This is a genomic window from Streptomyces sp. NPDC058758 (assembly GCF_042746075.1).
Taxonomy (GTDB): Bacteria; Actinomycetota; Actinomycetes; order Streptomycetales; family Streptomycetaceae; genus Streptomyces.
The window spans coordinates 127,485-145,200 of record NZ_JBHYPS010000014.1 but is presented as its reverse complement, the minus strand read 5'-3'; the positions used below and the strand labels follow the sequence as shown (position 1 = coordinate 145,200).

The following is a 17,716-nucleotide window of genomic DNA, read 5'->3' as shown; positions in this document are numbered from 1 at the left end:
GGGACAGAACAACGATACGGCCGCGGCGCCCGTCCGGGGCACCGCGGCCGTACCGCGTGAGCGTGGGGTTACTTCTTCAGCGCGTCCATCGCGCGCGCCGTGACCTCGTCCACCTTGCCGAGCGCCGAGATCGTCACGACCAGGTTCTGCGCCCGGTAGTAGTCGATGATCGGCTCGGTCTGCGTGTGGTAGACCTCCAGGCGGGTGCGGACGGTCTCCTCGGAGTCGTCCGCGCGCTGGTAGAGCTCGCCACCGCAGGTGTCGCAGACGCCCTCGGTCTTGGGGGCGTTGTACTCGACGTGGAAGACGTGCGAGGAGTCGTTGCGGCAGATGCGGCGACCCGCGATCCGCTTCACGACCTCGTCCTCGGGGACCTCCAGGTCCAGGACCGCGTCCAGCTGCATGTCGTCGGCCTTGAGCACGACATCCAGGGCCTCGGCCTGAGCCACGTTGCGCGGGAACCCGTCGAGCAGGAAGCCGTTGGCGGCGTCCGCCTGCTCCATGCGGTCCTTGGCCATCCCGATGGTCACCTCGTCCGGGACGAGCTCGCCCCGGTCCATGTAACCCTTCGCCTCCAGGCCCAGCGCCGTGCCCTGCGAGATGTTGGCACGGAACAGGTCGCCGGTGGAGATGTGCGGGATGTCCAGGTTCTTGGCGAGGAACGCGGCCTGCGTTCCCTTGCCGGCCCCGGGCGGTCCGACGAGGACGATTCGCATCAGCGGAGGAACCCTTCGTAATTGCGCTGCTGGAGCTGGCTCTCGATCTGCTTCACGGTCTCCAGCCCCACACCCACGATGATCAGGATGCTCGTCCCGCCGAAGGGGAAGTTGGCATTGGCACCGCCGAAGCCTGCCAACGCCATCGTCGGCACAAGAGCGATCAGACCCAAGTACAGCGAGCCCGGCCAAGTGATCCGGTTGAGCACGTAGCTCAGGTACTCGGCAGTAGGTCGACCAGCCCGGATACCCGGGATGAAGCCACCATACTTCTTCATGTTGTCGGCGACTTCCTCGGGGTTGAACGAGATCGCCACGTAGAAGAAGGCGAAGAACACGATCAGGAGGAAGTACGTCGCGATGTAGTAGGGGTGGTCACCCTTGACGAAGTGGGCTTCGATCCAGGTCTTCCAGCCCGCGGTGGAGTTGGAGAACTGCGCGATCAGGGCCGGGATGTAGAGCAGCGACGACGCGAAGATGACAGGAATCACACCCGCCTGGTTCACCTTCAGCGGGATGTAAGTGGACGTACCGCCGTACGACCTGCGGCCGATCATGCGCTTCGCGTACTGCACCGGGATGCGGCGCTGGGCCTGCTCGACGAAGACGACGAGGGCCACCATCACGAAGCCGATGAGGATGACGGTGCCGAACTCGATCCAGCCCTGGGCGAGCTTGCCGCTCTCCTTGATGGCCCACAGGGCGCCCGGGAAGCCGGCGGCGATCGAGATGAACATCAGGATCGACATGCCGTTGCCGATGCCGCGGTCGGTGATGAGCTCACCGAGCCACATGACGACCGCGGTGCCCGCGGTCATGGTGATGACCATGACGGCGATGGTGAAGATCGTGGGGTCCGGGACGACCTGGTTCGCGACGCTGCAGCCGCTGAAGAGGGCACCGCTCTTGGCGGTGGCCACCAGACCCGTGCCCTGGAGGATCGCCAGCGCGATCGTCAGGTAGCGGGTGTACTGCGTGATCTTCGCGGTGCCGCTCTGGCCCTCCTTCTTGAGGGCTTCCAGGCGCGGAATCACGACGGTGAGCAGCTGCAGGATGATGCTCGCCGTGATGTACGGCATGATGCCGAGCGCGAAGATGGTGATCTGCAGCAGTGCGCCGCCACTGAACATGTTCACCAGGCCGAACAGGCTGTTGTTGCCTTCGCGCGCCTGGTCCACGCACATCTGGACGGCCTCGTAGCTGACACCGGGGACCGGGATGTGGGCCCCGAGGCGGTACAGCACGATGATCGCCAGCGTGAAGAGCAGCTTCTTGCGCAGGTCGGGCGTCTTGAACGCCCGGGCGAAGCCGGTGAGCACGGTGCCTCCTGCGACCCCCGCGCTATGCGTCAGAGGTGACGGTCTTGAGATTCGATAAGGACTGATTGGATCGGTCCCGGCTCCGCGGTCTATACCGCATGAGCATGGACGGTGCACGCCACCTTACCGGCGACCATGCCCCCCTAGGAACGACCAACCGGGGATGCCCCTTTTGAGAGGCATCCCCGGTCGGATGTTCAGGCCATCGAGTCGTCTCAGACGAGCTCGGTGACGGTGCCGCCGGCGGCGGCGATCTTCTCCTTGGCGGAGCCGGAGACGGCGTCGACCGTCACCTGCAGCGCCACGGAGACCTCGCCGGTGCCGAGCACCTTGACGAGCTGGTTCTTACGAACCGCACCCTTGGCGACCAGGTCGGCCACCGTGACCTCGCCACCCTGCGGGTAGAGCGCGGCCAGCTTGTCCAGGTTCACGACCTGGTACTCGGTGCGGAACGGGTTCTTGAAGCCCTTGAGCTTCGGGAGACGCATGTGGAGGGGCATCTGGCCACCCTCGAAGCGCTCCGGAACCTGGTAGCGGGCCTTGGTGCCCTTGGTACCACGACCGGCCGTCTTACCCTTCGACGCCTCACCACGACCCACACGGGTCTTGGCGGTCTTGGCGCCCGGGGCGGGACGGAGGTTGTGGATCTTGAGCGGGTTGTTCTCCGCCATGATCAGTCGACCTCCTCAACCGTCACGAGGTGGCGGACGGTGTGCACCATTCCGCGGAACTCGGGGCGGTCCTCCTTGACGACCACGTCGTTCAGGCGCTTGAGCCCGAGCGAACGCAGCGTGTCGCGGTGGTTCTGCTTGCTGCCGATGTACGACTTCGTCTGCGTGATCTTGAGGCGAGCCATTACGCACCCGCTCCCGCACGCGCACGAAGCAGAGCCGCGGGGGCGACGTCCTCGAGCGGCAGACCGCGGCGGGCCGCGATCTCCTCGGGACGCTGCAGGCCCTTGAGGGCCTCCACGGTCGCGTGCACGATGTTGATCGCGTTGTCGGAGCCGAGCGACTTCGACAGGATGTCGTGAACGCCGGCGCACTCGAGGACGGCGCGCACCGGGCCACCGGCGATCACACCGGTACCGGGGGAAGCCGGCTTGAGCAGGACGACGCCCGCGGCCTTCTCGCCCTGGATCGGGTGCGGGATGGTGCCCTGGATACGGGGGACCTTGAAGAAGTGCTTCTTGGCCTCCTCCACACCCTTGGCGATGGCGGCCGGCACCTCCTTGGCCTTGCCGTAACCGACACCCACGGTGCCGTCACCGTCGCCCACCACGACCAGCGCGGTGAAGCTGAAGCGACGACCACCCTTGACAACCTTGGCGACGCGGTTGATCGCGACTACGCGCTCAACGTACGCGGTCTTCTCGGCGGCGGCAGCGCCACCGTCGCGGCCCTTCCGGTCCCGCCGCTCGCCGCCACCGGCACCGCTGCCGCGGCGCTGGGGTCCAGCCATTGGAATACCTCTCTCTGTTACGTCCGTTAGTCCCGGAACCGGGGCTTAGAACTTCAGCCCGGCTTCGCGGGCGGCGTCAGCCAGAGCGGCAATGCGCCCGGCGTACCTGTTGCCACCACGGTCGAACACGACGGCCTCGACACCGGCGGCCTTGGCGCGCTCGGCGACCAGGGCGCCGACCTGCTGGGCCTGCGAGGACTTGGAGCCCTCGCCACCGCGGATCGAAGCGTCCAGGTGGGACGCCGACGCGACGGTGTGACCCTTGAGGTCGTCGATGACCTGCGCGGTGATACCGCGGTTCGAGCGCGTCACGACGAGGCGCGGACGCTCCGCCGTACCCGACACGTTCTTACGGATGCGCAGGTGACGGCGCGCCTTCGCGGCGCGCTTGTAAGCGTCGCCCTTGGCGATCTTGACACCGTATGCCATGGCTTACTTACCAGCCTTTCCGACCTTGCGGCGGATGACCTCGCCCGCGTACTTGACACCCTTGGCCTTGTACGGGTCAGGCTTCCGCAGCTTGCGGATGTTCGCGGCGACCTCGCCGACCTTCTGCTTGTCGATGCCCTCGACCGAGAACTTGGTCGGCGACTCGACCTTGAAGGAGATGCCCTCGGGGGCCTCCACCAGGATCGGGTGGCTGTAGCCGAGCTGGAACTCCAGGCCGGAGCCCTTCGCGGCCACGCGGTAACCGACACCGCTGATCTCGAGCGCCTTGACGTACCCCTGGGTCACACCGGTGATCATGTTGGCCACCAGCGTGCGGGACAGGCCGTGGAGGGCCTTGTTCTGACGCTCGTCGTTCGGACGGGTGACGTTGAGAACGCCGTCCTCGCCCTTAACGATCTCGATCGGCGCGGCGACGGTGTGCGTCAGCGAGCCCTTCGAGCCCTTGACGGTGACCGTGCGGCCCTCGATGGTGACGTCCACGCCGGCGGGAACCGTGATGGGGAGCTTGCCGATTCGCGACATTGCTATTCCTCCGTTCCCGACTACCAGACGTAGGCGAGGACTTCCCCACCCACGCCCTTCTTCTGCGCCTGCTGGCCGGTCAGGAGACCGTGGGACGTGGAGATGATCGCCACGCCCAGGCCGCCGAGGACCTTCGGCAGGTTGGTGGACTTCGCGTAAACCCGGAGGCCCGGCTTCGAGATCCGCTTGATGCCCGCGATGGAGCGCTCACGGTTCGGACCGAACTTCAGGTCGACGACGAGGTTCTTGCCGACCTCGGCGTCCTCGACCTTCCAGCCGGTGATGAAGCCCTCCTGCTGGAGGATTTCCGCGATGTGCGACTTGATCTTGCTGTGCGGCATCGTCACGGTGTCGTGGTACGCCGAGTTCGCGTTACGCAGACGCGTGAGCATGTCTGCGATCGGATCAGTCATGGTCATGAATTGGCCTTCGGCCTCTCTCGCCGGGGTTTCCTGGTGCACCATCCCTCTCCCCGATCCGAGACGGGGCGGGTGCGGTGCGGTGGACCTACGGCGTAGTAAGTCGTAAGGGCGGCGGACGCCCAACCCCACTAGCCTAAGCCATGCGGGGACGGGAGTCCGCCAACCCAATGCCTACCGAGAGACTCCGGTCATTCACCAACGCCCAAAGGGCGAAGGGGAATTACCAGGAGCTCTTGGTCACGCCCGGCAGCTCGCCACGGTGAGCCATCTCACGAAGGCACACGCGGCAGAGGCCGAACTTGCGGTACACGGAGTGGGGGCGGCCGCAGCGCTGGCAGCGCGTGTACGCACGCACACCGAACTTGGGCTTGCGGGCAGCCTTCGCGATGAGAGCCTTCTTCGCCATCTCGCTTACGCCTCCTTGAACGGGAAGCCGAGGTGACGGAGAAGCGCACGGCCCTCGTCGTCGTTGGTCGCCGTGGTGACCACGGTGATGTCCATACCCCGGGTGCGGTCGATCTTGTCCTGGTCGATCTCGTGGAACATGACCTGCTCCGTGAGACCGAAGGTGTAGTTGCCGCGGCCGTCGAACTGCTTCGGGGACAGGCCGCGGAAGTCGCGGATGCGCGGCAGCGCGAGCGACAGGGTGCGGTCCAGGAACTCCCACATGCGGTCGCCACGGAGCGTGACGTGGGCACCGATCGGCTGGCCCTCGCGCAGCTTGAACTGCGCGATGGACTTGCGGGCCTTGGTGACGGCCGGCTTCTGACCGGTGATCGTGGTGAGGTCGCGGATCGCGCCCTCGATCAGCTTCGAGTCACGGGCGGCGTCGCCGACACCCATGTTGACCACGATCTTCACGAGGCCGGGGATCTGCATGACGTTCTCGTACTTGAACTCGTCACGCAGCTTGCCCGCGATCTCCTCGCGGTACTTCGTCTTGAGACGCGGAGTGGTGGTAGCCATCAGATGTCCTCACCCGTCCGCTTGGCAACGCGGATCTTGTTGCCCTCGTCGTCGAAGCGGAAACCGACACGCGTGACGACCTTCTTGCCGTCCTTCTCCACGACCAGCTGGACGTTGGAGACGTGGACCGGCGCCTCGGTGGTCACGATGCCGCCGGCCTGGTTGGGGCCGGCCTTCGTGTGCTTCTTGACCCGGTTGACACCCTCGACGAGAACGCGGGACTCGGCGGGGTAGGCCGCGATGACCTTGCCCTGCTTGCCCTTGTCCTTACCGGTGATGACCTGGACCAGGTCGCCCTTCTTGATCTTCATGCTTACAGCACCTCCGGCGCGAGCGAGATGATCTTCATGAACTTCTTCTCGCGCAGCTCACGGCCGACCGGGCCGAAGATACGGGTGCCACGAGGGTCGCCGTCGTTCTTGAGAATGACAGCGGCGTTCTCGTCGAAGCGGATGTACGAGCCGTCCTGGCGGCGGCGCTCCTTGACGGTGCGAACGATGACCGCCTTGACGACGTCACCCTTCTTCACGTTGCCACCGGGGATCGCGTCCTTGACGGTGGCGACGATGACGTCACCGATGCCCGCGTAGCGGCGACCCGAGCCACCGAGAACACGGATGCAAAGGATCTCCTTGGCACCAGTGTTGTCGGCGACGCGAAGTCGCGACTCCTGCTGGATCACGTCTATCTCCTGATTGTCTGCCGGTTCCCGGCGGGGGCCGCTGGTCGATCAGCGGTCCCCACCGAGCCTGGCGGAACTGTTCCTAGGGGGTCCCCCTAGGAGGGATTACTTGGCCTTCTCGAGGATCTCGACGACGCGCCAGTGCTTCGTCGACGACAGCTTCCGGGTCTCCATCAGGAGGACGCGGTCGCCGATGCCGGCAGCGTTCTGCTCGTCGTGAGCCTTGAGCTTGTTCGTACGGCGGATGACCTTGCCGTACAGCGCGTGCTTGACGCGGTCCTCGACGGCGACGACGACGGTCTTGTCCATCTTGTCGCTGACGACCAGGCCCTCGCGGACCTTGCGAGCGTTGCGCTCGGTCTTCTCAGTCACGTTGCTCTCGCTCATCAGGCGTTCTCCACCGTCTCAATGCCGAGCTCACGCTCTCGCATGAGGGTGTAGATACGGGCGATGTCCTTACGGACCGCCCGGAGACGGCCGTGGTTCTCGAGCTGACCCGTCGCCGCCTGGAAGCGGAGGTTGAACAGCTCTTCCTTGGCCTCGCGGAGCTTGGCGACAAGCTCCTCGTTGCCCAGCTCGCGCAGCTCGGACGCCTTGGTACCGGCCGACATCACAGCTCACCTGCCTCGCGCTTAACGATCTTGCACTTCATCGGCAGCTTGTGAGCCGCACGAGTCAGAGCCTCACGCGCGATCTTCTCGTTCGGGTAGGACAGCTCGAACATCACCCGACCGGGCTTGACGTTCGCGATCCACCACTCCGGAGAACCCTTACCGGAACCCATGCGGGTCTCGGCAGGCTTCTTCGTGAGCGGGCGGTCCGGGTAGATGTTGATCCAGACCTTGCCGCCACGCTTGATGTGGCGGGTCATCGCGATACGCGCGGCCTCGATCTGACGGTTGGTCACGTACGCCGGCGTGAGGGCCTGAATGCCGTACTCGCCGAACGCGACCTGCGTGCCACCCTTGCTCATGCCCGAGCGCTTGGGGTGGTGCTGCTTGCGGTGCTTGACCCTACGGGGGATCAGCATGTCGGTCAGGCCTCCGTTCCGGTGCTCTCAGCAGCCGGAGCGGCGGCGGCCTCGGCCTTGGGGGCCTCGGCAGCGGGAGCCGACTGCGGCTTGCGACCGCGACCGCCACGCTCGCCACCGCGGCCACCGCGGCCGGCCGGACGGTCAGCGCCGCCACGGGCCGGGCGGTTGCCCGCACGGGCAGCAGCGTTCTCGGCGCGGACCTCGGCGATGTTCTTGACGTCGCCCTTGTAGATCCAGACCTTCACGCCGATGCGGCCGAAGGTCGTCTTGGCCTCGAAGAAGCCGTACTCGACGTTCGCGCGCAGCGTGTGCAGCGGCACACGGCCCTCGCGGTAGAACTCCGAGCGGGACATCTCGGCGCCGCCGAGACGGCCACCGCACTGGATCTTGATGCCCTTGGCGCCAGCCTTCATGGCGGACTGCATGCTCTTGCGCATGGCCCGACGGAAGGAGACGCGGGAGGAGAGCTGCTCGGCGACGGCCTGGGCCACGAGCTGAGCGTCGACCTCGGGGTTCTTGACCTCGAGGATGTTCAGCTGGACCTGCTTGCCGGTCAGCTTCTCCAGCTGGCCGCGGATCTTGTCGGCCTCGGCGCCGCGGCGGCCGATGACGATGCCCGGGCGAGCGGTGTGGATGTCCACGCGGACGCGGTCGCGGGTGCGCTCGATCTCGACCTTGGAGATGCCGGCGCGCTCCATGCCGGACGTCAGCATCCGGCGGATGGCGACGTCTTCCTTGACGTAGTCCTTGTACAGCTTGTCGGCGTACCAGCGGGACTTGAAGTCCGTGGTGATGCCGAGCCGGAACCCATGCGGGTTAACCTTCTGGCCCATTACCGGGTTCCTTCCTTGCTGCTGACGACCACGGTGATGTGGCTGGTCCGCTTGCGGATCCGGTAGGCACGGCCCTGGGCGCGCGGACGGAACCGCTTCAGGGTCGGACCCTCGTCGACGAACGCCTCGCTGATGAACAGCGAGGAGGCGTCCGTGTGGTCGTAGTTGTGCGCGGCGTTGGCAATGGCGCTGTCGAGCACCTTGCCGACCGGCACGGAGGCTGCCTGCGGAGCGAATCGCAGAACAGCCTGAGCCTCCGTGGCGTCCATGCCACGGATCAGGTCCACCACGCGGCGGGCCTTCATGGGCGTGACGCGGATGTACCGCGCCTGGGCCCTGGCTTCCATGGTTGTCCCTCTCAGTTACTTACGTGTCTGAATGCGATCCGCTACTAGCGGCGCTTCGACTTCCGGTCGTCCTTGACGTGGCCCCGGAAGGTACGCGTCGGCGAGAACTCGCCGAGCTTGTGACCGACCATCGACTCGGTGACGAACACCGGGACGTGGGTCTTGCCGTTGTGCACCGCGATCGTGTGCCCGAGCATCGCCGGGATGATCATGGAGCGACGGGACCAGGTCTTGATGACGTTCTTGGTACCGGCCTCGTTCTGAGCGTCCACCTTCTTGATGAGGTGGCCGTCGACGAAGGGTCCCTTCTTGAGACTGCGCGGCATCTAAACCCGCTCCTAGCGCTTCTTGTTCGTCTTGCGGCGGCGGACGATGTACTTGTTCGAAGCCTTCTTCGGCGAACGAGTACGACCCTCCTTCTGACCCCACGGGGAGACCGGGTGACGACCACCGGAGGTCTTGCCCTCACCACCACCGTGCGGGTGGTCAACCGGGTTCATCGCCACACCGCGAACGGTCGGGCGGACGCCCAGCCAGCGCTTGCGGCCGGCCTTGCCCCAGTTGATGTTCGACTGCTCGGCGTTGCCGACCTCGCCGATGGTGGCGCGGCAGCGGGCGTCGACCAGACGGATCTCGCCGGACGGCATGCGGAGGTGGGCCATCGTGCCCTCCTTCGCCAGCAGCTGCACGGAGGCACCCGCGGAGCGGGCGAACTTGGCGCCGCCGCCGGGACGGAGCTCGATCGCGTGGATCGTGGTACCGACCGGGATGTTGCGGAGGGCCAGGTTGTTGCCGGGCTTGATGTCCGCGCCCGGGCCGTTCTCGACGCGGTCGCCCTGCGTCAGGCCCTTGGGAGCGATGATGTAGCGCTTCTCGCCGTCCGCGTAGTGGAGCAGCGCGATGCGCGCGGTGCGGTTGGGGTCGTACTCGATGTGAGCGACCTTGGCCGGCACGCCGTCCTTGTCGTGACGACGGAAGTCGATCACGCGGTAGGCACGCTTGTGGCCACCGCCCTGGTGACGGACGGTCACACGACCGGTGTTGTTACGGCCGCCCTTGCTGTGCAGGGGGCGGACCAGCGACTTCTCCGGCGTGGACCGCGTGATCTCGACGAAGTCGGCTACGGAGGAGCCACGACGGCCCGGCGTAGTCGGCTTGTACTTGCGGATACCCATTTCTCAGTCCTCGTCCGATATCGGACGACTCGACCGCCGTCAGGCGGTCGGGCCGCCGAAGATGTCGATTCGGTTGCCCTCAGCAAGGGTCACGATGGCGCGCTTGGTGTTGGCGCGCTTGCCGAAACCGGTGCGGGTGCGCTTGCGCTTGCCCTGGCGGTTGATCGTGTTGACCCCGGTGACCTTGACCGAGAAGACCGCCTCGACGGCCTGCTTGATCTGGGTCTTGTTGGAGCCGGGCGCGACGATGAACGTGTACTTGTTCTCGTCGAGCAGGGCGTAGCTCTTCTCGGAGACAACCGGCTTGACGAGGACGTCGCGCGGGTCCGTGAAGGTCTTGCTGGTGATCTCGGCCATCAGGCTTCGTTCCCCTCGTTGTCGTCGGCCTTGGGGCCAGACACGAAGGACTCGAGGGCGGCCTGGGTGAAGACCACGTCGTCGGATCGCATCACGTCGTACGTGTTCAGCTGGCCCGGCTCCAGGATGTGCACCTGGGGCAGGTTGCGGGCGGACAGCCACGCGGCCTCGTCGGAGCGCTCGGCGACCAGGAGCAGGTTCTTGCGCTCCGAGATCTTGCCGAACAGCGTCTTGGCGGCCTTGGTGGAGATGCCACCCTCGACCACGCCGGTGACGACGTGGATGCGGGAGTGGTTCGCCCGGTCGGAGAGGGCACCGCGGAGGGCGGCGGCCTTCATCTTCTTCGGGGTCCGCTGCGAGTAGTCACGCGGCACGGGACCGTGCACGACGCCACCACCGGCGAACTGCGGGGCGCGGGTCGAACCCTGACGGGCGCGGCCGGTGCCCTTCTGGCGGTACGGCTTCTTGCCACCACCGCGGACCTCGCCACGCGTCTTGGTCTTGTGGGTGCCCTGGCGGGCAGCCGCAAGCTGCGCGACGACGACCTGGTGGATCAGCGGGACGCTGACCTTGGCGTCGAAGATCTCGGCCGGGAGCTCGACGGTCCCGGTCTTGTCGCCGGAGGGCGACAGAATGTCAATGGTGCTCATATCCTCAGGCCCCCTTGGCCGCGGTGCGGACCAGGACGAGGCCGCCGTTCGGACCAGGAACCGCACCCTTGATCAGGAGCAGGCCCTTCTCCGCGTCAACGGCGTGAACGGTCAGGTTCTGGGTGGTCACGCGCTCGTTGCCCATGCGGCCGGCCATGCGCATGCCCTTGAAGACGCGGCCCGGGGTGGCGCAGCCACCGATCGAACCCGGCTTGCGGTGCACGCGGTGGGCACCGTGGGAGGCCTTGCCACCACGGAAGTTGTGGCGCTTCATGACACCGGCGAAGCCCTTGCCCTTGCTCTTGCCGGTCACGTCGACCTTGATGCCCGCCTCGAAGACCTCGGCGGTGATCTCCTGGCCGAGGGTGTACTCGCTGGCGTCAGCGGTACGCAGCTCGACGAGGTGGCGGCGCGGGGTGACGTCGGCCTTGGCGAAGTGGCCCTTGAGGGGCTTGTTCACCTTGCGCGGGTCGATCTCGCCGAAGGCGATCTGGACCGACTCGTAGCCGTCGACGTCGTTCGTACGCACCTGGGTCACGACATTCGGGCCGGCCTTGACGACGGTCACCGGGACGACCCGGTTGTTCTCGTCCCAGACCTGCGTCATGCCGAGCTTCTCGCCCAGGATGCCCTTGATGTTCTTAGCCATCTCGCGCGCCCTCAGAGCTTGATCTCGATGTCGACACCGGCCGGGAGGTCGAGACGCATGAGCGAGTCGACGGTCTTCGGCGTGGGGTCGAGGATGTCGATGAGGCGCTTGTGCGTGCGCATCTCGAAGTGCTCGCGCGAGTCCTTGTACTTGTGCGGCGACTTGATGACGCAGTACACGTTCTTCTCAGTGGGCAGCGGCACCGGGCCCGCGACCGACGCACCAGTGCGGGTCACCGTCTCGACGATCTTCTTCGCCGAGGAGTCGATGACCTCGTGGTCGTAGGCCTTGAGCCGGATGCGGATCTTCTGTCCCGCCATGGCTACTCCGTAGTCCTGTCTTGTCGTTAAACGCTCTGGAACCCGGCGGATTCGCGTTCTCCTCCGACCCACGCGGTCGGGCGTGTCGCACTCCCTCTACGAAGAAGTCCCGAAGGATTTCCCAACCAAGGGGGTGCGGGCCGAGGACCGCGGAACGGGGGTGAACACCCACCGGGCGCCTGGTCGGTACCCCGCTGACACTTCCCGGAAGATTCCCGTACGTCCGCTCCTGAGAAGGGGCGACGAGTACTGTGGGACTCGCTTCCGGTCCCCCCGACGGGAGGCGCGCAGCATCGGCACTCAACCGAGCAACCCCGCTAGTCTGCCATACCGCCCCTGCGGCCCGCCAATCGGGTCGAAGACTGTACCCCACGTCACGTTCGGGTACACGCAGGGGGCGAGCGGGCTTCCGGAGGCTCCGGCACCGCCCCGGCGGGTCAGCCCAGCCGGCGGGCGCGCTCCGTGAGGTGACGGCGCTCCGGCGCGCTCGTGGTGTGCCGGGCGGCCTCGCGGTAGGCCTCCGCCGCGGCCCCGGTGTCGCCGGACAGCTCCAGGAGGTGGGCCCGGGCGGCCGACAGCCGGTGGTGGCGGGCCAGCCGCTTGTCCGCGGCCAGCGCGTCGAGCAGCTCCAGGCCGGCCCGCGGGCCGTGCACCATGGCGACGGCCACCGCGCGGTTCAGGGTCACCATCGGGTTGGGGCCCGTCCGCTCCAGGAGCTCGTACAGGGCGAGGATCTGCGGCCAGTCGGTCGCCTCCGCCGACTCGGCCTCGTCGTGCACCGCCGCGATCGCCGCCTGGATCTGGTACGGGCCCACCCGCCCGCGCGGCAGGGTGCGGGCGATCAGGGCGAGGCCCTCGGCCAGCGGGGCCGCGTCCCAGCGGCTCCGGTCCTGCTCCGCCAGCGGGACCAGCTCGCCGTGCGGGCCCGTGCGGGCCGGGCGGCGGGCGTCGGTGAGCAGCATCAGGGCGAGCAGCCCGGCCGTCTCGGTGTCCTCCGGGACGAGCCGGTGCAGCAGCCGGGCCAGCCGGATCGCCTCCGCGGACAGCTCGGGCGCGGTCAGCTCCTCGCCGCCGCTCGCGGTGTAGCCCTCGTTGAAGACCAGGTACAGCACGTGCCGGACCTCGGCGAGCCGGGCGGTGCGGTCCTCGCCCTCCGGCAGCGCGAGGGAGTCCCCGGCCGCCCGGACGGCCTGCTTGGCGCGGCTGATCCGCTGCGCCATCGTCGCCTCCGGCACCAGGAACGCGGCCGCGATCTGCGCGGTGGTGAGACCGCCGACCGCCCGCAGGGTGAGCGCGATCCGGCTGGGCGGCGACAGGTCCCGGTGGCAGCAGAGGAAGAGCAGCGCGAGCGAGTCGTCCGCGGCCCCCTCGCCCGCCTCGTCGGCGGCGGGCGCGAGCAGCTCGGCCGCCGGGGTGGCCAGCGCGACGGTGTCCTCGCGCCGCCGGCGTGCGGCCTCGCTGCGCACCTGGTCGACGTACCTGCGCCGGGCGACGGCCAGCAGCCAGCTCTCCGGCCGCTCGGGCACGCCCTGCTCCGGCCACTGCCGGGCCGCCGCGATCAGCGCCTCCTGGACGGCGTCCTCGCAGCCGTAGAAGTCGCCGTGGCGGCGGACGAGCGCGCCGAGGACCCGCGGGGCGCTGGCCCGCAGCAGCTCCTCGACGCCGGCCGGCTCGCTCACACGTCCGCCGCGGACTCGTGCAGGACCGGCCACAGCTCCACCGGGTCGACGTCCGCGAAGGGCATGTCCGCGGCGATCTCCCGGGCCCGCTCCGGGGACTCGCAGTCCAGGAGGTAGAAGCTGGCCAGGTACTCCTTGGTCTCCAGGTAGGGCCCGTCGGTGACGGCCGGAGCGCCGTCCTCGCGGCGGACCAGCTGGGCGGCGGCCGCGTCGGCGAGGCCGTAGGCGCCGAGGAGTTCGCCGGTCTCCCGGTACTTCCGGTTGAAGGCCTCCTGGCGGGCGATCGCCTCCGGCCACGCCTCGGCGGGGAACGCGTCCCACTTGGCCTGGTTGCCGTAGATCATCGCGACGTACTTCATCTCGGGTGTCCTCCCCTGTGCCGCGCGCCTCTTCCGGCGCGCTGTCACCCTACGGTCGGAGCCGCCGCGGCGATCTCTACACGGCCCGGAAAGATCTTCGGAGAAAATCCTTCCGGGCCGTGCCGGGGGCGTGCGGGGTCAGATCACGCCCTGCGCGAGCATCGCGTCCGCGACCCGCTCGAAGCCGGCGATGTTGGCGCCGGTGACGTAGTCGCCGGGGGCGCCGTACCGCTCGGCGGTCTCGTGGCAGGTGCGGTGGATGTCGGTCATGATCCCGGCCAGCTCCTCCTCGACCCGGGCGGCGGTCCAGGACGTGCGGGAGTGGTTCTGGGCCATCTCCAGGGCGCTGACGGCGACGCCGCCCGCGTTGGCCGCCTTGCCGGGGCCGAAGGCGACGCCGGCCCGCTGGAGGAGGTGGACGGCCTCGGCGGTGGTGGGCATGTTGGCGCCCTCGGCGACGGCCTTGACGCCGTTGCGGACCAGCGCGGCGGCGTCGTTCTCGTCCAGCTCGTTCTGGGTCGCGGACGGCAGGGCGACGTCGGCGGGGACCTCCCAGACCCGGCCGCCGGGCACGAAGCGGGCGGAGGCGCCGCGCCGCTCGGCGTAGTCGGCGACCCGGCCGCGCTCGACCTCCTTGACCTGCTTGAGCAGGTCGAGGTCGATGCCCTTGTCGTCGTAGACGTAGCCGCTGGAGTCGGAACAGGTCAGCGGGTTGGCGCCGAGGGCGAGCAGCTTCTCGATCGTGTACAGCGCCACGTTCCCGGAGCCGGAGACGACGGCGGTCTGGCCCTCCAGGTCCTCGCCGCGCTCGCGGAGCATGGCGGCGGCGAAGAGCACGCTGCCGTAGCCGGTGGCCTCGGGTCGGATGGCGGAGCCGCCCCAGCCGGTGCCCTTGCCGGTGAGGACGCCGGCCTCCCAGCGATTGGTGATGCGCCGGTACTGGCCGAAGAGGTAGCCGATCTCCCGGCCGCCCACGCCGATGTCGCCGGCGGGCACGTCGGTGTGCTCGCCGAGGTGGCGGTACAGCTCGGTCATGAACGACTGGCAGAAGCGCATGACCTCGGCGTCGGAGCGGCCGTGCGGGTCGAAGTCGCTGCCGCCCTTGCCGCCGCCGATGCCGAGGCCGGTGAGGGCGTTCTTGAAGATCTGCTCGAAGCCGAGGAACTTCACGATGCCGAGGTTCACCGAGGGGTGGAAGCGCAGGCCGCCCTTGTAGGGGCCCAGCGCGCTGTTGAACTCGACGCGGTAGCCGCGGTTGACGTGCACGCGGCCCCGGTCGTCCTGCCACGGCACGCGGAAGACGATCTGCCGCTCGGGCTCGACGAGCCGCTCCAGGAGGCCGGGCTCGGCGTACTCGGGGCGGGCGGCGAGCACCGGCGCGAGGGAGTCGAGCACCTCGTGGACGGCCTGGTGGAACTCGGGCTGGGCCGGGTTGCGCTCCTCGATCCCGACGCGCAGGGCGTCGAGGGCGGACCGGGCGGCGGTGGTCTCGGCGATGGGACGGGACGGCACGGAGTACCCCCTTCTGGCACGGCTGTGCGCGCCAGGGAAGCGGTGCGGTGCTCGGCGCCGTTGCCGAGCCTTGACGGGCGGCGTCCTCGCGCGCCCCCGCACCTCTGGGACCGCCGCAGGACCCCACTGTTGCATCCATGTGAATGCAGACACCAGTAAGCATTCCCCTTCGTCCGGCATGCGAGACGACGGCGGCCCCCGCGCGGCGGGCAACCCCGGCCCCGCGCCGCCCGTCTTACCGGGGACCGACCCCGGGGGAAGGGCCATCCGCCGTGCACCGACCGTCCCGCCGTACGCTGCTGGCCACCGCCGTGACCACGGCGCTGGCCGCGGGCTGTTCCGTACCCGCTCCGCGGCGGGCCTCCCCGGTCGCGGACCCCGCGCCGGGCAAGCCGTTCGCCGCCGGGGAGCCGGGCCGGGCGCTGCTGCTCCAGCTCGTCGCGCACCCGGACGACGACCTGTACTTCATGAACCCGGACGCGCAGCGGCTGCTCGACGACGGGGTGCCGGTGGTCTGCGTCTACGTGACGGCCGGCGAGCACACCGGCGTCAACCGGGTGAAGGGCATGCCGAGGACGGCTCCGGACCGGGCCGCTTACTCCTCGGCCCGCCGCCAGGGCCTGCGGCAGAGCTACGCGGAGGCGCTCGGCCTGCCGCTCTTCACGCCGTGGCGGCGCGAGGCGCTGGCGCTCGGCGGCGGGCGGACGGCCGAGCGGGCGGTCCTGGCGCACGGCGGACGCCGGGTCGAACTGGTCTTCCTGGACCTGCCGATGCACACCCCGCGCCGGTACGCGGCGCTGCCCGCGCTGTGGGAGGACCGGGCCCTGGAGCTGCCGGCGCACCGCTCCGCGGGCTCGCCGGCCGTGCGCCCGGGGCCGTACGACCACGACGGTCTGGTGGCGGTCCTGACCGGGCTGCTGCGGCGCTACCGGCCCACCGTGGTGCACACCCTCGACCCGGACCCGGACGTGCAGCCGGGCGACGACGCGGCCCGCCGCCGGGACTCCGAGCAGCGGGGCTTCTCCGACCACGGGGACCACACGGCGGCGGCCTGCTTCGGCTGGGCGGCACTGGTCCGCTGGGTGGCGGAGGAGGTGCGGGCCGGGGCGCCGGTGCCGCTCTTCACGGCGAGCGCCTTCCGCGGCTACTACAACCGGCACTGGCCGAAGAACCTGCCGCCCGGGGTGCTCGCGGAGAAGGCCGCCCGGCTGGTGCCGTACGGCGGCGATCCGGCCTGGGCGTGCGGGAACCCGTCGGGGTGCGGCGACTACGGGGTGGGCGGCGGCCGGCCGCTGACCAACCGCAAGGGCTGGGTCCGCTCCACCCACCACCGCTGGCCGGGCGGGGCGCTGCGGCTCGCCGCGGAGCCGGACGGGCGGCTCGCCGCCTACGGGGTGCTGGGGCTGCGCGCGGTGCGCCGGCGGGAGGCCTCCGCCGGGGTGTGGGGCGAGCCGGAGGACCTGGGCGGCGGCCCGCTGGCGCCGGCGCTGGGCTCGGCGGTGCTGCCGGACGGGCGGGTGCTGCTCTTCGGGGTGCGCTTCGCGGCCCTGGAGGGGCGCGGCGGGCCCAACCGGCGGGAGGTGGTCGTCCTGGAGCAGCGCTCCCCCGGCGGGCCGTTCCCGGCCTGGCGGGGGCTCGGCACGCCGGACCGCGGGGCGGACCGCAGCCGCCGGCTGGGCGTGCCGGTGGCGGTGGCCGCGCCGGACGGCCGGGTGCGGCTGTACGTGCGGAACGCGGCGCGGGGCGTCGCCGAGCGGGTCCGGGAGCCGGACGGCGGCTGGGGCCCGTGGCGGGTGCTGCCGGGGGACGCGGTGGTGCAGGACGGCCTGGCCGTCTCGCTGGACGGGGCGGGGCGGACGCACGTGTACGCGGCGGGGCGGGAGTCCGTACGGCACTGGGTGGACGGCCGGGAGGCACCGGGGGCGCTGCCGGCGGCGGCCGCGGGACCGGCGAGCGCGGGCGGCGGGCTCTACCACCGGGCGCCGGCCTCGGCGCGGCTGGTCGGTCCGGACGGCGCGGACGCGGGGCTGGACGGCTACGGGGAGGTGGTGGCGGCGCACTCGGCCGCACTGGGCACGGTGCTGCTGGGGAGGGACGCGGCGGGGCGGCTGTGCGTCCGGGCCGGCGGGCGGCTGCGTACCCGGGCGCGGGGCCCGGCGGCGGTGGCGGCGGCGCTCCACGTGGACGCCCGGGACGTGACGGTGGTGGGGCTGGGCGCGGACGGCCGGCTCTGGTCCTGGCGGCCGTAGCGGTTCTCCTCGCGC

Annotated in this window: 27 protein-coding genes; 1 reads left to right on the top strand and 26 read right to left on the bottom strand. The window is 69.4% G+C overall.

Going from position 1 to position 17,716, the window contains the following annotated elements; genetic code table 11:
* Positions 1-68 precede the first annotated feature (68 nt).
* The 26 genes from ACFW6A_RS19230 to gdhA all read right to left on the bottom strand — a co-directional run bounded on the left by ACFW6A_RS19230 (position 69) and on the right by gdhA (position 15,437).
* A complete protein-coding gene (locus ACFW6A_RS19230) occupies positions 69-716 on the bottom strand; it encodes an adenylate kinase (RefSeq protein ID WP_351845828.1) in 648 nt (215 codons plus the stop codon).
* Positions 716-2,035, bottom strand: a complete 1,320-nt coding sequence (gene secY, locus ACFW6A_RS19225) for a preprotein translocase subunit SecY (protein ID WP_351845830.1) — start codon at positions 2,033-2,035, stop codon at positions 716-718. The genes ACFW6A_RS19230 and secY overlap by 1 nt, the downstream gene beginning before the upstream one ends.
* 215 nt (positions 2,036-2,250) lie before the next feature.
* Positions 2,251-2,706, bottom strand: a complete 456-nt coding sequence (gene rplO / locus ACFW6A_RS19220; protein WP_030494264.1) for a 50S ribosomal protein L15 — start codon at positions 2,704-2,706, stop codon at positions 2,251-2,253.
* Between the two features lie 2 nt (positions 2,707-2,708).
* Complete coding sequence (gene rpmD, locus ACFW6A_RS19215; protein WP_005313525.1) at positions 2,709-2,891, bottom strand: 50S ribosomal protein L30; 183 nt, start codon at positions 2,889-2,891, stop codon at positions 2,709-2,711.
* Positions 2,891-3,496 (bottom strand): 30S ribosomal protein S5, encoded by a 606-nt coding sequence (gene rpsE / locus ACFW6A_RS19210; protein ID WP_030201551.1) that lies wholly within the window; start codon positions 3,494-3,496, stop codon positions 2,891-2,893. The genes rpmD and rpsE overlap by 1 nt, the downstream gene beginning before the upstream one ends.
* Positions 3,497-3,541: 45 nt before the next feature.
* The gene (rplR, locus tag ACFW6A_RS19205) at positions 3,542-3,925 is read right to left on the bottom strand and encodes a 50S ribosomal protein L18 (RefSeq protein WP_030759358.1); all 384 of its coding nucleotides are present in this window, start codon (positions 3,923-3,925) and stop codon (positions 3,542-3,544) included.
* Positions 3,926-3,928: 3 nt separating this feature from the next.
* Positions 3,929-4,468 (bottom strand): 50S ribosomal protein L6, encoded by a 540-nt coding sequence (gene rplF / locus ACFW6A_RS19200; protein ID WP_351845835.1) that lies wholly within the window; start codon positions 4,466-4,468, stop codon positions 3,929-3,931.
* Between the two features lie 20 nt (positions 4,469-4,488).
* Positions 4,489-4,887 (bottom strand): 30S ribosomal protein S8, encoded by a 399-nt coding sequence (rpsH, locus tag ACFW6A_RS19195; protein WP_030759363.1) that lies wholly within the window; start codon positions 4,885-4,887, stop codon positions 4,489-4,491.
* Positions 4,888-5,110: 223 nt separating this feature from the next.
* Entirely contained in the window at positions 5,111-5,296 is a 186-nt protein-coding gene (locus ACFW6A_RS19190; protein WP_003956452.1) for a type Z 30S ribosomal protein S14, read from the bottom strand.
* Positions 5,297-5,301: 5 nt separating this feature from the next.
* Positions 5,302-5,859 (bottom strand): 50S ribosomal protein L5, encoded by a 558-nt coding sequence (gene rplE / locus ACFW6A_RS19185; RefSeq protein ID WP_106979021.1) that lies wholly within the window; start codon positions 5,857-5,859, stop codon positions 5,302-5,304.
* Complete coding sequence (gene rplX / locus ACFW6A_RS19180; RefSeq protein WP_030759367.1) at positions 5,856-6,167, bottom strand: 50S ribosomal protein L24; 312 nt, start codon at positions 6,165-6,167, stop codon at positions 5,856-5,858. The genes rplE and rplX overlap by 4 nt, the downstream gene beginning before the upstream one ends.
* 2 nt (positions 6,168-6,169) lie before the next feature.
* Positions 6,170-6,538, bottom strand: a complete 369-nt coding sequence (gene rplN / locus ACFW6A_RS19175) for a 50S ribosomal protein L14 (RefSeq protein ID WP_003956455.1) — start codon at positions 6,536-6,538, stop codon at positions 6,170-6,172.
* A 105-nt stretch (positions 6,539-6,643) separates the two neighbouring features.
* Positions 6,644-6,925, bottom strand: a complete 282-nt coding sequence (rpsQ, locus tag ACFW6A_RS19170; protein WP_024755411.1) for a 30S ribosomal protein S17 — start codon at positions 6,923-6,925, stop codon at positions 6,644-6,646.
* Entirely contained in the window at positions 6,925-7,149 is a 225-nt protein-coding gene (gene rpmC / locus ACFW6A_RS19165) for a 50S ribosomal protein L29 (protein ID WP_030494258.1), read from the bottom strand. Before rpmC ends, rpsQ begins: the two co-directional genes overlap by 1 nt.
* Positions 7,149-7,568 (bottom strand): 50S ribosomal protein L16, encoded by a 420-nt coding sequence (rplP, locus tag ACFW6A_RS19160; RefSeq protein ID WP_015035580.1) that lies wholly within the window; start codon positions 7,566-7,568, stop codon positions 7,149-7,151. Before rplP ends, rpmC begins: the two co-directional genes overlap by 1 nt.
* 5 nt (positions 7,569-7,573) lie before the next feature.
* A complete protein-coding gene (rpsC, locus tag ACFW6A_RS19155; RefSeq protein ID WP_030494256.1) occupies positions 7,574-8,404 on the bottom strand; it encodes a 30S ribosomal protein S3 in 831 nt (276 codons plus the stop codon).
* On the bottom strand, positions 8,404-8,751 hold the full coding sequence (gene rplV, locus ACFW6A_RS19150) for a 50S ribosomal protein L22 (protein WP_030359020.1): 348 nt from the start codon (positions 8,749-8,751) through the stop codon (positions 8,404-8,406). Before rplV ends, rpsC begins: the two co-directional genes overlap by 1 nt.
* A gap of 44 nt (positions 8,752-8,795) precedes the next feature.
* A complete protein-coding gene (gene rpsS, locus ACFW6A_RS19145) occupies positions 8,796-9,077 on the bottom strand; it encodes a 30S ribosomal protein S19 (protein ID WP_043230274.1) in 282 nt (93 codons plus the stop codon).
* Between the two features lie 12 nt (positions 9,078-9,089).
* Positions 9,090-9,926: a 50S ribosomal protein L2 gene (rplB, locus tag ACFW6A_RS19140; protein WP_030494254.1), complete on the bottom strand. Its 837-nt coding sequence runs from the start codon at positions 9,924-9,926 to the stop codon at positions 9,090-9,092.
* Between the two features lie 39 nt (positions 9,927-9,965).
* Complete coding sequence (gene rplW / locus ACFW6A_RS19135) at positions 9,966-10,283, bottom strand: 50S ribosomal protein L23 (RefSeq protein ID WP_030759382.1); 318 nt, start codon at positions 10,281-10,283, stop codon at positions 9,966-9,968.
* Positions 10,283-10,933: a 50S ribosomal protein L4 gene (gene rplD, locus ACFW6A_RS19130; protein WP_351845842.1), complete on the bottom strand. Its 651-nt coding sequence runs from the start codon at positions 10,931-10,933 to the stop codon at positions 10,283-10,285. Before rplD ends, rplW begins: the two co-directional genes overlap by 1 nt.
* A gap of 4 nt (positions 10,934-10,937) precedes the next feature.
* Positions 10,938-11,582 carry a 50S ribosomal protein L3 gene (rplC, locus tag ACFW6A_RS19125; RefSeq protein ID WP_043230269.1) on the bottom strand — a complete coding sequence of 215 codons (645 nt, stop codon included), beginning with the start codon at positions 11,580-11,582 and terminating at the stop codon, positions 10,938-10,940.
* 11 nt (positions 11,583-11,593) lie between these two features.
* A complete protein-coding gene (gene rpsJ / locus ACFW6A_RS19120) occupies positions 11,594-11,902 on the bottom strand; it encodes a 30S ribosomal protein S10 (protein ID WP_003948644.1) in 309 nt (102 codons plus the stop codon).
* Positions 11,903-12,339: 437 nt separating this feature from the next.
* On the bottom strand, positions 12,340-13,581 hold the full coding sequence (locus tag ACFW6A_RS19115; RefSeq protein ID WP_351845845.1) for a DUF6596 domain-containing protein: 1,242 nt from the start codon (positions 13,579-13,581) through the stop codon (positions 12,340-12,342).
* Positions 13,578-13,940, bottom strand: coding sequence for a YciI family protein (locus ACFW6A_RS19110; RefSeq protein ID WP_351845847.1), 363 nt, complete (start codon positions 13,938-13,940; stop codon positions 13,578-13,580). Before ACFW6A_RS19110 ends, ACFW6A_RS19115 begins: the two co-directional genes overlap by 4 nt.
* Positions 13,941-14,078: 138 nt before the next feature.
* A complete protein-coding gene (gene gdhA / locus ACFW6A_RS19105) occupies positions 14,079-15,437 on the bottom strand; it encodes an NADP-specific glutamate dehydrogenase (protein ID WP_351845877.1) in 1,359 nt (452 codons plus the stop codon).
* A gap of 287 nt (positions 15,438-15,724) precedes the next feature.
* Here gdhA and ACFW6A_RS19100 point away from each other — a divergent pair, with 287 nt between their 5' ends.
* Positions 15,725-17,701 carry a PIG-L family deacetylase gene (locus ACFW6A_RS19100; RefSeq protein ID WP_386641585.1) on the top strand — a complete coding sequence of 659 codons (1,977 nt, stop codon included), beginning with the start codon at positions 15,725-15,727 and terminating at the stop codon, positions 17,699-17,701.
* The last annotated feature ends 15 nt before the right edge of the window (positions 17,702-17,716 follow it).

What these genes read in the sequence shown, in the direction of transcription:
- ACFW6A_RS19230 (WP_351845828.1), bottom strand. Translation starts at nt 716, where the DNA reads ATGCGAATCGTCCTCGTCGGACCGCCCGGGGCCGGCAAGGGAACGCAG.
- rplP (WP_015035580.1), bottom strand. Translation starts at nt 7,568, where the DNA reads ATGCTGATCCCCCGTAGGGTCAAGCACCGCAAGCAGCACCACCCCAAG.
- rpsH (WP_030759363.1), bottom strand. Translation starts at nt 4,887, where the DNA reads ATGACCATGACTGATCCGATCGCAGACATGCTCACGCGTCTGCGTAAC.
- rpsQ (WP_024755411.1), bottom strand. Translation starts at nt 6,925, where the DNA reads ATGAGCGAGAGCAACGTGACTGAGAAGACCGAGCGCAACGCTCGCAAG.
- rplR (WP_030759358.1), bottom strand. Translation starts at nt 3,925, where the DNA reads ATGGCATACGGTGTCAAGATCGCCAAGGGCGACGCTTACAAGCGCGCC.
- rplD (WP_351845842.1), bottom strand. Translation starts at nt 10,933, where the DNA reads ATGAGCACCATTGACATTCTGTCGCCCTCCGGCGACAAGACCGGGACC.
- rpsJ (WP_003948644.1), bottom strand. Translation starts at nt 11,902, where the DNA reads ATGGCGGGACAGAAGATCCGCATCCGGCTCAAGGCCTACGACCACGAG.
- rplF (WP_351845835.1), bottom strand. Translation starts at nt 4,468, where the DNA reads ATGTCGCGAATCGGCAAGCTCCCCATCACGGTTCCCGCCGGCGTGGAC.
- rplB (WP_030494254.1), bottom strand. Translation starts at nt 9,926, where the DNA reads ATGGGTATCCGCAAGTACAAGCCGACTACGCCGGGCCGTCGTGGCTCC.
- rpmD (WP_005313525.1), bottom strand. Translation starts at nt 2,891, where the DNA reads ATGGCTCGCCTCAAGATCACGCAGACGAAGTCGTACATCGGCAGCAAG.
- rpsE (WP_030201551.1), bottom strand. Translation starts at nt 3,496, where the DNA reads ATGGCTGGACCCCAGCGCCGCGGCAGCGGTGCCGGTGGCGGCGAGCGG.
- rplW (WP_030759382.1), bottom strand. Translation starts at nt 10,283, where the DNA reads ATGGCCGAGATCACCAGCAAGACCTTCACGGACCCGCGCGACGTCCTC.
- rpsC (WP_030494256.1), bottom strand. Translation starts at nt 8,404, where the DNA reads ATGGGCCAGAAGGTTAACCCGCATGGGTTCCGGCTCGGCATCACCACG.
- rplV (WP_030359020.1), bottom strand. Translation starts at nt 8,751, where the DNA reads ATGGAAGCCAGGGCCCAGGCGCGGTACATCCGCGTCACGCCCATGAAG.
- rplX (WP_030759367.1), bottom strand. Translation starts at nt 6,167, where the DNA reads ATGAAGATCAAGAAGGGCGACCTGGTCCAGGTCATCACCGGTAAGGAC.
- ACFW6A_RS19190 (WP_003956452.1), bottom strand. Translation starts at nt 5,296, where the DNA reads ATGGCGAAGAAGGCTCTCATCGCGAAGGCTGCCCGCAAGCCCAAGTTC.
- rplC (WP_043230269.1), bottom strand. Translation starts at nt 11,582, where the DNA reads ATGGCTAAGAACATCAAGGGCATCCTGGGCGAGAAGCTCGGCATGACG.
- rpmC (WP_030494258.1), bottom strand. Translation starts at nt 7,149, where the DNA reads ATGTCGGCCGGTACCAAGGCGTCCGAGCTGCGCGAGCTGGGCAACGAG.
- ACFW6A_RS19110 (WP_351845847.1), bottom strand. Translation starts at nt 13,940, where the DNA reads ATGAAGTACGTCGCGATGATCTACGGCAACCAGGCCAAGTGGGACGCG.
- rplO (WP_030494264.1), bottom strand. Translation starts at nt 2,706, where the DNA reads ATGGCGGAGAACAACCCGCTCAAGATCCACAACCTCCGTCCCGCCCCG.
- rpsS (WP_043230274.1), bottom strand. Translation starts at nt 9,077, where the DNA reads ATGCCGCGCAGTCTCAAGAAGGGACCCTTCGTCGACGGCCACCTCATC.